11 protein-coding genes and 1 tRNA gene are annotated in these 10,788 nt (G+C 62.2%); 7 read left to right on the top strand and 5 right to left on the bottom strand.

Annotation, left to right across the window (positions count from 1 at the left end; all coding sequences use genetic code 11):
• Positions 1–296 precede the first annotated feature (296 nt).
• Positions 297–629: a DUF2283 domain-containing protein gene (locus EAW56_RS05695; protein ID WP_122085583.1), complete on the top strand. Its 333-nt coding sequence runs from the start codon at positions 297–299 to the stop codon at positions 627–629.
• 981 nt (positions 630–1,610) lie between these two features.
• On the opposite strand, the gene EAW56_RS05690 is transcribed toward EAW56_RS05695, so the two are convergent.
• Positions 1,611–1,683, bottom strand: a tRNA-Asn gene (locus tag EAW56_RS05690).
• A gap of 124 nt (positions 1,684–1,807) precedes the next feature.
• Here EAW56_RS05690 and EAW56_RS05685 point away from each other — a divergent pair.
• The 3 genes from EAW56_RS05685 to EAW56_RS12560 are packed head-to-tail and all read left to right on the top strand — an operon-like array spanning position 1,808 to position 3,799.
• Entirely contained in the window at positions 1,808–2,257 is a 450-nt protein-coding gene (locus tag EAW56_RS05685; RefSeq protein WP_122085581.1) for a hypothetical protein, read from the top strand.
• Positions 2,258–2,279: 22 nt separating this feature from the next.
• Positions 2,280–3,206, top strand: a complete 927-nt coding sequence (locus EAW56_RS05680; protein ID WP_122085580.1) for an ornithine cyclodeaminase family protein — start codon at positions 2,280–2,282, stop codon at positions 3,204–3,206.
• A 5-nt stretch (positions 3,207–3,211) separates the two neighbouring features.
• Positions 3,212–3,799: a hypothetical protein gene (locus tag EAW56_RS12560; RefSeq protein ID WP_147453259.1), complete on the top strand. Its 588-nt coding sequence runs from the start codon at positions 3,212–3,214 to the stop codon at positions 3,797–3,799.
• Positions 3,800–3,802: 3 nt separating this feature from the next.
• Here EAW56_RS12560 and EAW56_RS05665 read toward each other — a convergent pair whose 3' ends face one another.
• On the bottom strand, positions 3,803–4,624 hold the full coding sequence (locus EAW56_RS05665) for a phytoene/squalene synthase family protein (protein WP_122085575.1): 822 nt from the start codon (positions 4,622–4,624) through the stop codon (positions 3,803–3,805).
• A gap of 57 nt (positions 4,625–4,681) precedes the next feature.
• On the opposite strand from EAW56_RS05665, the gene EAW56_RS05660 reads away from it, so the two are divergent.
• On the top strand, positions 4,682–4,945 hold the full coding sequence (locus EAW56_RS05660; RefSeq protein WP_147453258.1) for a hypothetical protein: 264 nt from the start codon (positions 4,682–4,684) through the stop codon (positions 4,943–4,945).
• Positions 4,946–5,181: 236 nt separating this feature from the next.
• Here EAW56_RS05660 and EAW56_RS05655 read toward each other — a convergent pair whose 3' ends face one another.
• Entirely contained in the window at positions 5,182–5,883 is a 702-nt protein-coding gene (locus tag EAW56_RS05655) for a DUF3800 domain-containing protein (RefSeq protein ID WP_095535497.1), read from the bottom strand.
• A 642-nt stretch (positions 5,884–6,525) separates the two neighbouring features.
• Between EAW56_RS05655 and EAW56_RS12705 the strand changes: the two genes are divergently transcribed.
• Positions 6,526–7,299, top strand: a complete 774-nt coding sequence (locus EAW56_RS12705) for a hypothetical protein (protein ID WP_165765793.1) — start codon at positions 6,526–6,528, stop codon at positions 7,297–7,299.
• 213 nt (positions 7,300–7,512) lie between these two features.
• Here the strand turns inward: EAW56_RS12705 and EAW56_RS05650 are convergent, their stop codons facing one another.
• A complete protein-coding gene (locus tag EAW56_RS05650) occupies positions 7,513–8,139 on the bottom strand; it encodes a hypothetical protein (RefSeq protein WP_095534957.1) in 627 nt (208 codons plus the stop codon).
• Between the two features lie 349 nt (positions 8,140–8,488).
• Between EAW56_RS05650 and EAW56_RS12555 the strand changes: the two genes are divergently transcribed.
• Complete coding sequence (locus tag EAW56_RS12555; protein WP_147453257.1) at positions 8,489–8,854, top strand: hypothetical protein; 366 nt, start codon at positions 8,489–8,491, stop codon at positions 8,852–8,854.
• A gap of 72 nt (positions 8,855–8,926) precedes the next feature.
• Here EAW56_RS12555 and EAW56_RS05640 read toward each other — a convergent pair whose 3' ends face one another.
• Positions 8,927–10,696: an AbgT family transporter gene (locus EAW56_RS05640; protein ID WP_122085569.1), complete on the bottom strand. Its 1,770-nt coding sequence runs from the start codon at positions 10,694–10,696 to the stop codon at positions 8,927–8,929.
• Between the last annotated feature and the right edge of the window lie 92 nt (positions 10,697–10,788).

Below are 10,788 nucleotides of genomic sequence, written 5' to 3'. Positions count from 1 at the left end.
CAAGACTCCAGGCGGACCATTTCGATGATCTGATGGACCGCCTTCTCCTTGAATTCGGCGGAATATTTTCTGGGCATAGTGCCAATCCTTCCTTAGCAGAGGTAGGAACTAAACCCAGGACGCTTCAATATTCGCAATGTTCTCGAGAATTATCATTTGTCGAGGCCCGGAAACGAACCGAATAGAACAGTTTATGAAGCAGACTTGGGTAATGTAGTTTGCGTAGTTACGATCAACGACTCTTGTCCGGTCGAAGTTGTAACGGTATTCACTAAGAGAAAGTAGGGGTGTCCGAAATGCAAATTCAGGTGACGCGCTCGCCAGAAATGTCAGCTGGCTACATAGAGCTCACTGATCGCCCTGTTTCGCACTCGGATGAGCTGAACGCAGATGTAATTGTAGACTTCGATCGATTTGATTGTGTTGTTGGCGTGGAGCTTCTGTCCCTTCAGCGGATTCCTTCCATAGACGACATTACCCTGCGCTTTCATGTGAAAACGCAGGAGCGGGGCTTTTTGGAGTTAGGACTTAAGCACTTGATGAGGATGACCGCGACTAGTGGCTCGCTCACCAACGCGTCGCAAGTTCACGCTGAGGCAGTGAACGGACGAGAGCTGGAGGCATGCTGACCGCTTTCTGTTGATGTCTCATTTATGGTAGTGACCAGTAGTACCCACAACATCGCGTTGTGGGTATTTGTCTTACCGCTTCAATTTGGACTGTTCTCCTCGTGCCTTTGGAGTTACTGCTAGAAGGGGCTGGCTGCGGTGGAGTCTTTGTGGGCAGCTTTCGTGGCAAGTCTCGGCTTCACAATTCACCCTGCGGGACTACCATCGTGGCTGTTATGCGTTGCGAATCGCGTGCCAGAAAATTTGCCAGCGGGTCTTTGGGCGTTTCGCTTCCCTCTCTTCAAGATTGCGTCTTACTGCAGCCATTGATTCCTGACGGCGTCGGATCGCGCTTCCTTGCGCAGGAGTGTATTCGCTATTGCGCGAAAGCACAGCGGAGTTGTTCTTCGATATGTTCCGGGTTTCTCGCCGTGTGCTCATTTGGACCTCCGAAGATTGAAATCTGTAAGTAGGTAGATACCTTCAAATTTATCTCCGTCCGTGTGTTGAAACGCGCCAGGTCACCGCTTATCTAATGACCCTACAGGCACTGATCTTTGACCAGGAGAAGCTGCTCACTATTTATTTAGCGCACGAACTCGGAACCGACTGTGAAGTTAGAATCTGAGTTCTCTCGGGCATGTGCAGCGTGCCTAGTAGTGGTGTCCTGGCTCGTCGTGGCGGTGGAAAGGTAAGCGCGGTGAAGTTGGAGTTAAGGCGAGCGAACGATGCGGAGCTGCGGGCACGCGAGGCGAATCTGCGCGAAGGCCTAGAGAGGGAAATCGGGGAGGTACCGCTTTCGCTGCAGCGTTTGCACTCGCTTGCCACTGCCGGGTGGTTGTCGATGCCGGAGCGAAGCACTTACGATGAGCTCGCTCGCGTCAAACGGCTTCTGGGGAACCCATCGACCAGGGGTGGGTTCACGAGCGTTGCCTGGAGGGCATGCTCGTCCAAACGCGAAGCCCCGCACTCCGTGGGGAGTGCGGGGCCTTGCAAGTACTGCTCCTCCAACTGGGCTCGAACCAGTGACCCTTCGATTAACAGTCGAATGCTCTGCCAACTGAGCTATGGAGGAATATTTTCTTTGTTGCTCTGTGCAACGGTTAATCATTTTGGCGCATATCTGGCGAAAAACAAAATCGCCAGTTCAGAGGGGGTAAATCGCGCATGAAGCACGCGCAAGTGTTAGTGTTTGATCCATGAATTCACGCATCATCGCCGCCGCTACCGCGCTCACGGTGGCCACCGCTTCGCTCACCGCCGCTCCCGCTCACGCCGCGAATGGGGACACCGTCAATCTGGGCGGCATGCCCGTGGTCCGCCAGGACGCGTCCGAGATCGTGGACAGCATGAGCTCGGTGAAGAACAACTACGAAAAGGCCGCGGGCTCCAGCCTGGATGACCTGATCGCGGGCAAGGGTGGCTCCTCCGAGGAGGGCAAGTCCTCCACTACGGAGGTTGTCCTTTCCGTGTTGTTCGGACTGGGCGCGGTCGCGGTGACCGGCTACTACATGGTGCAGGAGGGCATGATCCCCAACCCGCTGCCGGGCGTGCTGCCCTCGCCGCAGCCGAAGCAGGACAAGGACAAGGACAAGGGCGACTCGCGCCACCTCGACGACGGCGCAGCCTCGCTCAAGGGCCGCGTCTAGTTGCCCCACGTAGGGTGGGCGCATGCGTTTTATTGATCACGATGACGTCTTCCGCACGGTGTCGCCGGCGGAGGCCGTCGAGAAGCTGCGCCAGACCCTCGCCGCGGGTTTCGACCCCGCCACTGACCCGCTCCGCACCAAGGTGCCGCTCCCGCACGGGGAGATGCATCTCATGCCGTCGGCGGCCGGCACCGCGGTGGGGGTGAAAATCCTGGGCATCCAGCCCGCGGGCTCCACGGTGGACGTCCCGCTCGTGCAGGGGTCCTACCTGCTCATGGACTCCGAGACGCTCACGCCGCACACGCTTATCGACGCCACCGCGCTCACCACCCTCCGCACCCCCGCAGCCTCAATCGCTGGGGTGCTGGACCGCCTCACGGTCTCGAACGAACCGTTGGACGTGGCCATCTTCGGCAATGGGGCGCAGGGCCTCGGCCACGCCGCCACCCTGGAAAGCGTCCTGGACGGGGTGCGCGAGCCGCGCATCACCTTCATCTCGCGCACGGAGCCCGCAGACCTGGCCTACCCCTGGGCCGCCTCCGGCTCTGCGGCAGCGCAGGACGCACTCGCCCGCGCCGGGCTGGTCATCACGGCGACCACGTCGCCTGAGCCCATCGTCACGGGCGCGGAGCTTCGCAAGGACGCCACCGTCCTCGCCGTCGGCGCCCACACCGCGGACGCCCGCGAGCTGGCCGCAGACGTCTTCACCGATGCCCAGGTGATCGTGGAGGACCCGACCGTGGCCTACCGCGAGGGCGGCGACGTGGTGCTCGCCACCGAGGAAGGCACCGTGCGCCGCGAGGACCTCATCACGATGGCCCAGGTGGTGCGCGGCGAGGTCGCGCTCGACCCGGACCGCCGCGTGGTGTTCAAGACGGTGGGCATGCCGTGGCAGGACCTCGCCACCGCCCAGGCCGTCGCGCAGGCGGCCGAAAACCCGTTAGAGTAGTGGGCATGAAGAACACGCTGCTTTCCCTCGGTGTCGCCTCCGCCGTCGCCGCCACCGCCGTTTGCCCCGCCTACGCCGCCGAACCGGCCCGGGAGTCTTCGTCGCTGAGCCCCGGCGCCATCGCCGGCATCAGCCTGGGCGTGCTGGCGCTCGTCGGTGCCGGCAGCTACGTCGCCGTCTCGCAGGGGCTTATCGACGTCCCCGGTTTGGAGATCCCGGAGGTTCCGGGGCTTGGCGAGCTCGCCGCGCTGGCGGGCGCCGCCGGCATCGCCATCCCGGCGCTCGGCGCCGGCGCGGCCAATGGTAGCCACGCGAAGGCCGCCTCCTGCCAGCCGGGCGCGTTTGATCAGCTCGTCCCCGGGTGGCCCAACCACACCGGTACGAACGTGGACTACTGCGACGGCAAGTGGGCGGTCGCGGGCGCGAACCAGACCGACTGGATCGTCGCCTTCCGCGCTGACGGCGAGCAGTGGCACGTGGTCGAGCCCGACGGCAAGACGGAGACCGGTTTCAAGTGCTACAACACCGGCCGCCTGCGCGAGCAGGGCGCGCCCCAGGAGTTCACCGACAAGCTGCTCAACTGCGCGGTGTAGCTGTTACTGACGCAGCGCCCGGGCCGCGATCGCGAGCTTGCGGTGATTGGGCACGCGCACGCGGGTGGTGCGCAGCTGGGCCGGAGGAGTCGCCTCGATGCGGTCGGTGAGTTCTTCGAAGAGGGCGGTGGCTGCGCGTACCGCCGGGCGGACCCGGGCCGGTAGATTGGGGATCTGCTCCTTGGCCTGGGCGAGTTCGGTGCGGATTTGGGGGATGAAGGGGTGGGTGGGGGCGTCGATAAGCGAGTGCTCGGCGTAGCTGCGGCCGAGGGCCGAGTCCTCGGCGACGTCGCGGAGGAAGTTGATTTTTTGGAACGCGGAGCCGAGCGCGCGTGCGCCGACGGCGAGGTCGGGGGTGAGCGCGGCCTCGTTGCCGCGGAAGAAGACGCGCAGGCAGAGCAGGCCGATGACCTCGGCGGAGCCGTAGATGTAGTCGTCGAGCGGAAGGTCCGGCTGGTCGGGCAAGTCCGAGCGCATGGAGGCGAAGAAGGCGCGCAGCTCGGCATCGGGGAAGCGGCACGCGCGGGCCGTGGCGGCAAAGGCGTGCAGGACGGGATCGGCGTGGAAGCGGTGCGCGGGCGCGTGGAGGACGGCAGCCTCGTAGGCGTCGAGTGCGGTCTCGGCGCACTCGTGGGCCTGGGCGGTGGTGCCGTCGACGATCTCGTCCGCGATCCTCACAACCGCGTACAGGTTGCGGATGTCCGTGCGCATGGGCTGCGGCAGGAGCCTGGTAGCCAGCGAGAAGCTGGTGGAGTAGTGGGCCATGACCTGCGCGGCTGCGCGGTCGCAGGCGGCGTCATAGGTGTCGAGGTAGCGGCCGGTCATGGTGCATAAGCGTAGTTTGTCGGTGCGCGTGTGGCGGGCGTGGGTAGCATCGGGCGCATGATTATTCCGCTTGGATGGCCACGGCCGCGCGCGTTGGCGGGAGGGCTGCTCGCGCTGGGCATGGTGATGCTGCTCAGCGCCCGGGAGCTGCCCGATTGGCGAGCGCTCACGTTCCTGGGCCTGGCGCTGGCGGTGCCGAGCGCGGTGTGGCTCGCTGCGGATGCGTGGTTCGCGCGTCCGCACGGGGCGCTGTGGTGGGTGCTCGTGGCAGTTGCCGTTGCCGTGGGCGTGTGGGGGATTGCGCTGTTTCCGGAGCGGTGATTGGGAAATGCCCCGTGCAAGGAGAGGTTGACAAGGGCAGAATCGGAGATCACACCGCTGTCTTCGGGAGAGGCGATAGACGTGCCCAGGGTTTCATTCTTGTACGAGGGGAGCGCAAGTCCAACTGTGTAAAATCTTGACCAAGAGCGCCAAAATAGGTTAAATTAAGGCTACGACGAGCCGGATACCGGAACGTTGTCGCCTGGAGCCGCGTAGGCTCCAGAGCTTTTTCTAGTCTAAGGAAGCCACTTCCGCTCGTGGACGAGAGCGGGACCGAGTGCCTTTACGAGTCGCGCGGTCGCCCTGCGTGCCGACTTACTCGCGGTTGTTTCTTCTCGGTGGCGGCGCAGCACATAGACAGACATGTCTGCTGCCTGCACGCCCCTACTTTCCCTAGAGTCAACAAACTCGATGTCGCCGTCAACGCAAAGTAGTTTTTGACTGCGATAACCCGGAGTGCTGACGCGGGTAAATCCTTGGATTGCCTCGTTAAAATCGTCTTGCTGCGGCACCATGTCGGCAATGACCTTGCACATCTCCCCGTTGCGTGCGCAGTACTCATTGACGCGCTCAAGCGTGTGGCGGAGCGCCACCTCGTGAGGACTATCCGGGTACTTGTATCGCGCATTAAGCCGGTTAACATCAACGCCTTCAAGGTATACCCGGGCACCCGAGTTCTGTATTGCGTGCAGCACCTTTTGATAGATGGACACACACGCTCCAAAGTTGCCATTGAGGCTCTTCCAGTCGTCTAACCCATTCATCAAGGCATGGCCATGAAACTCAGGTGAGACAAGCCAGCCATTGCGTTCTCGCAGACCGTCAGCAAGCTCATCGAGTCGCGTCACCAAGGTCTCACATTGCTTTTCGTCAACGAGGACGCCCGCCACGTAATAGTGACCTTTCTGGTAGGACTCGTCAACGAAGAGTTGATACATGCGGGGTGTTCTCCTGTCGGGTGGGCACTAATGACCTTATCCCATCCGCCAATTCCACAACGAAACGTTGATAGCGCAGCCACGTGAATAGGGCGTATGCACAGTTTTGGCTCACGCACCTGGGGATGGCCCACGTCGGTGCACTCGCTGTCGGTGGCACCGACTCACAAACAGACCGGTCCCTTTCATTGGTACACCAAACGGGGAGTGGATCAGCTGAGGGGGGCATTCGGTATGAATACGCATGACGAAACCGCTGAAGGAAGCTTCGGGAACAAGCTGAAGAGGGCGCTGCACGGGAGTGGAACCAGTGCGTTGTACCGTTATCAAACGCCTTGGCGAATACGGGCAGGGACGCCGCAGAGGACCGTTTTGAAGATGATGCGGGGACCCAATCCAGCCTTGATACTGTGAAGCTTCGCAGAACGGTTTTAACCGGAAGCCTTGGACGTGAGCGCGTGCGTGTATTTTACCGTGTTGTAAATCGTGTGCATCGCGGTAGTCGTTGCGGAGGGACTCTTTCCTCAACGCACAGGTGCAGGGCAGGCCGGGGAAGAGCAGGAACACGGGTAATGGAGTCGTGGCTCACTAGTGTGAGAAGTGTGTCATTGTTTCCCGCTGTACAAAGGGGTTTGAGTCAAAGTGAATCGTGTGGTGGTAGCGCTCGGCGCCGCGTGCGTGCTGGCGCTTGCTGGATGTTCGGGTTCTGGGGCCGGATCGGGGGAGGCGGAGTCGACGACGGTGACGTCGACAACCTCCGTGCCTGAGTTCGCCGCGGTTGGGGATACCCTGCCCGTTGGCTGCGACGGAGGGGAGTGTCAGGGCAGCATCGAAGTCGAGGAGATCCTGCTTGGCGGGCAGTGTGTGGCCGGCGGGGACGCCGCCGTGGCTGAGGGGGAGACGCTCGTGCAGGTGCGTGGCGTACTCAGTGCTGAAGCCGGGGAGGTTCGACTGGACGCGCCGGTGGTGTGGGACAAGGAGAGCTTCAAGAACACGGGCAAGCCTGCGGATGCATGCGAGAAGCCATCGGGGTACGAGCCGTGGTCGACTGGCGCGTCGACTGGCGCGTCGGCTGGAGAGAAGGTTCGTGTGTACGGAACGTATGCGGTCCCGGAGGCTGCGGTGGCGCTGGGAATCGCGGATGCGAAGTTTGACCTAGCGGAAGTGGGAAAGGGCGGTGCTACCCCAGCCCCCGCGGCGACGCAGGCTACGGAGTCGGCAGATGCGCCTGCAGCGGAGGCTTCCGCAACTGTGGTGACTGAGCAGACCCTCCCGCCGGCGGAGGCTGAGCCCGCTGAACCCGTCATTGGCTTTACGGAGGCACCGGGCAACGAGGCGCCCCACGTGATGGACAAGCAGATTGCCTCGTGCGGCGACCCGAGCATCCACGAAACCGGAACCACGTTTTTTCACTGACGGGACGTCGGGGTGGACGCAGCAGTGCGCGTCGCAAATGTGGCCCGCGCAGGAAGCGATGATCGCGGAGCAGGAGGCAGGTACGGATGGCGATGGGCCGGTCGGTGAGGGCGTGGGCGCTGACGACTGGGAGTAACCGGGCTAGACGTACGAAAGAGCGGTCCGAGATCGAAATCTAGGACCGCTCCATGAAGCTCAGACGAGCGAGCCGAATTACTTCAGCACTGGGGAAAGCAATGCAAGGCCGTTAGCCGCTGCATCCTTCTTCTCGTCCAGATTGTTTACAGCGTCGACAGAGATTTTAACTCGTCCCCCGCCGCGGACGTCGATCTTCTGTGACTTTTTCTGACCTTGCTTGATGTAAACCTTGCCACGTTCACCCCCGTCGAGGGTGACTGTGACGATTCCTACACCGCCGGAGTTAGGAACAGTGTCAGCCCATGCAGCAGTGAAGTTCAGGCTTTCATATCCTGCAGGCACGACAAACACCTGGGAACTCTCGTATGGTCTCCCCGCAGTCGAGATGAGGGATTTTGCATAATCCTTGCCGCCCACCGTGACGGACACATTCGATTGGAACGAATACGGCTTAAACTTCTCTTGGTCGACCAGGTAGTTACTCACGGTGGTCTCCGGCTTCGAGAACCCACCCTTCGAGTCGGTCGGGCGGCTGTTGCTCGTACCGGCGTTGCCGCCAAGTGCGTTGCTGCTGGAGCCATCTTCCAGGCTTGGGACGAGGACACCGATAGCTGTTGCGATCGCAACGATTGCGCCGACGATGGCGGGGACGAGCTGCTGGACGTCGTTGAGCATCCGGGTGAGTTCACGAGCGTTTGGCACGGGAAGTCTTCCTTTCGTAGCAGAGGGGGAAGCAATGACGTGTTTATGAAAGCACGTTTTTCCAGTGTGTGCACAGTGGAATCGGATAATTTTTTCAAGCTTGGGGTGCCGCACGCACCCTGGTGGGTAGCCCGGCCACTGGGGCAGTGCCTCTCCTGTCGTCCCGCGTATAGATACCGATATTAAGAACCCGAAGACGCTGCTCAGGAGCGTGTTGTCGGTATCTTACTAACGGTATCTGCGGAACGGTCGGCCAAATCCGCATGTCGCGGCGGGTCCCCCAGGCAAGACCCGAACCCAAAACATCTACCCCACAAAATCGATACAAAAAAGTGTTACTGTGAGCGGCATGCAACATCGAGTCCCCGTCGTCGCCACCGCAATTGCCGTGGCCACCATGTCAATCTCCCCAATTTCTTCCCATGCAGCCACCCCGAGTCGCCCCAGCTACGACGAGTTCCAGCGAGACGCTACCGTAGTGGTCAACTCCGGCAGCTCGGTAAAGAACAGCTACGAGCGCGCCGTCGGCTCCAGCTTCGAGGACGCCATAGCCGCGGGCAGCTTCGCCGAGGTCGTGCGCAGCGCGAGCCGCGCCGACATCGTGCTTACCGCGCTGCTCGGTGCATTCGCGGCCGGGTCGACCGGCTACTACATGGTGCTCCAGGGGGTGGTGCCCAACCCGTTGCCTGGGATCATCCCGTCGACGTCGAAGTAAACGCCCAAAAAACACCGAGGCCCCGCGCTCTCCCGGAACGGAGAAAGCGCGGGGCCAAAACGCGTCGTCGACTTAGACCTGGTAGTGCATCGGCGAGCCCGGGCCGAGCGGGATGCCCACGGAGTACCAGATGAGGAAGAAGATGAACCAGCCCGCCAGCATGGCAATCGTGTACGGCAGGGCCAGCGACATGAGCGTGCCCACGCCGGCCTTCTTGTAGTAGCGCTGCAGGAACGTCAGCGCGAGGGCGAAGTACGGCGACATCGGGGTGATGATGTTCGACGGGGAATCGCCGATGCGGTAGAGCATTTGGGTCACCTCTGGGGAAACGCCTACGTACATCATCATCGGGACGACCACCGGGGCCATGAGCGCCCACTGCGCGGAGCCGGACGTGATGAACAGGTTGATCAGCGTGACCATGAGTACGAACCCCAGGAAGAGCAGCACGTTTGGCAGGTTCCAGCGCTGCAGCAGCTCCGCGCCGTTGATCGCCGTCCAGGCGCCCAGGTTGGACCAGTTGAACCAGGCCAGGAACTGGGAGACGGCGAAGAAGAGCACCAGCATGGGCAGGAGCGTCTTCAGGCCGCGGGCCATGAACTCGGGGATGTCAGCGGCGGAGGTGATCGTGCCGACAATGAGGCCGTAGACCAGGCCCATGAGGAAGAACGCCAGGGAAATCGGGACCGCGATCGCGCGGATTAGCGGAGACTCCATGAAGCCCTCCTCGGGGCGCGCGAACGGCGACCCCGGGATGAACAGCAGGCAGAAGTACGCGATCAGGAACAGCACCAGTGCGATCGTGGACCACACCATGCCCTTCCACTCGATGGGGGAGAGCTTGAGCTGGTCCTCGGTGAGCTCGCCCTCCTGGTAGTCGTCGGGGCGACCTTGGGCCGCCGCGTTCTCGGCGGCGGCCTTCTCCTTGGTCTTGCCGGCGGCCTCCTCCAGCAACGGGTCGCCGGATTCGGCTTCCTTCAGGGCCTTGGCGTGCTCGCGGCTCTCAATCTTGTCAAAGGAGAGCTCCTCGGTCTCGATGTGGTCGTGGTTGACCAGTGCCTGCGCCTTCTTGTCCACGTAGAACTCGGTCACGGCGGTGATCACCAGCGCGAGCACGATGGCGGACGGGATGACGAAGTAGATGTTGGCCAGCGGTGAGACCTCGTAGGCCTCGTCCACAATATTGGCGGCGGAGGTGGAAATACCGGCGAGCAGGAGGTCCGTGATGTTCAGGATCAGGGACGCGTTGAAGCCTGCCGATGACGCCGCGAACGCCACCATCGCGCCCACCACTGGCGAGCGGCCGAGCGCGTGGAACGCCAGCGCGCCCAGCGGGATGATGATGACGTAGATCGCGTCGGAGGCTACCGAGCCGGTCACGCCGGCCAGCGCCACCATGAAGGTGAGCATGCCGGGGCCGACCTTGGCCACCATCGCGCGCACCAGCGCGCCGAGGAAGCCGGTCTGCTCCGCCACGGCCACGCCCAGCATCACCGACAGCACCACGCCGAGCGGCGGGAAGGCGATGAAGTTTTCCACCGCGTCGGTGACCATGCGCGAGATGTTCTCGGTGGTCAGCAGGGACTGGACCTCGATCGTCTCGCCCGTGCCGGGGTCTACTGCGGACATGCCAGCCTTGTGGCCGATCCAGGACGTGACGGCTACGACACCCGCGAGGATGACAAATAGCCAGAATGGGTCCGGCAGCTTGTTACCAATCTTTTCAATGATGCCGAGGAAGCCAGCACCCTCACCGTGCGTGTCGTGTGCGCGGTCGTCGCGCTTGTCGGGTTTCGTCTTTGTGCCCGCGGAACCGGGCGTGACTTTGGAGGAACCGGTCATCGATTCTCCCTCTCGTGCTCGTTGGGGCCTGCCCGGGTCTCCGCGCAGGCTGCGTGCAGTTATGAAGGCCGTTCGGCCGGTGACCCGTGGCC

The organism is Corynebacterium gottingense (assembly GCF_003693265.1).
GTDB classification, from domain to species: Bacteria; Actinomycetota; Actinomycetes; order Mycobacteriales; family Mycobacteriaceae; genus Corynebacterium; species Corynebacterium gottingense.
This window is presented reverse-complemented; position numbering and strand designations above follow the sequence as displayed.

Bases quoted from the DNA above. Each gene is read 5' to 3' on its own strand.
- EAW56_RS05680 (WP_122085580.1), top strand. From the start codon at position 2,280: ATGCGTTTTATTGATCACGATGACGTCTTCCGCACGGTGTCGCCGGCG.
- EAW56_RS05665 (WP_122085575.1), bottom strand. From the start codon at position 4,624: ATGACCGGCCGCTACCTCGACACCTATGACGCCGCCTGCGACCGCGCA.
- EAW56_RS05640 (WP_122085569.1), bottom strand. From the start codon at position 10,696: ATGACCGGTTCCTCCAAAGTCACGCCCGGTTCCGCGGGCACAAAGACG.
- EAW56_RS05655 (WP_095535497.1), bottom strand. From the start codon at position 5,883: ATGTATCAACTCTTCGTTGACGAGTCCTACCAGAAAGGTCACTATTAC.
- EAW56_RS05695 (WP_122085583.1), top strand. From the start codon at position 297: ATGCAAATTCAGGTGACGCGCTCGCCAGAAATGTCAGCTGGCTACATA.
- EAW56_RS05660 (WP_147453258.1), top strand. From the start codon at position 4,682: ATGATTATTCCGCTTGGATGGCCACGGCCGCGCGCGTTGGCGGGAGGG.
- EAW56_RS05685 (WP_122085581.1), top strand. From the start codon at position 1,808: ATGAATTCACGCATCATCGCCGCCGCTACCGCGCTCACGGTGGCCACC.
- EAW56_RS12560 (WP_147453259.1), top strand. From the start codon at position 3,212: ATGAAGAACACGCTGCTTTCCCTCGGTGTCGCCTCCGCCGTCGCCGCC.
- EAW56_RS12555 (WP_147453257.1), top strand. From the start codon at position 8,489: ATGCAACATCGAGTCCCCGTCGTCGCCACCGCAATTGCCGTGGCCACC.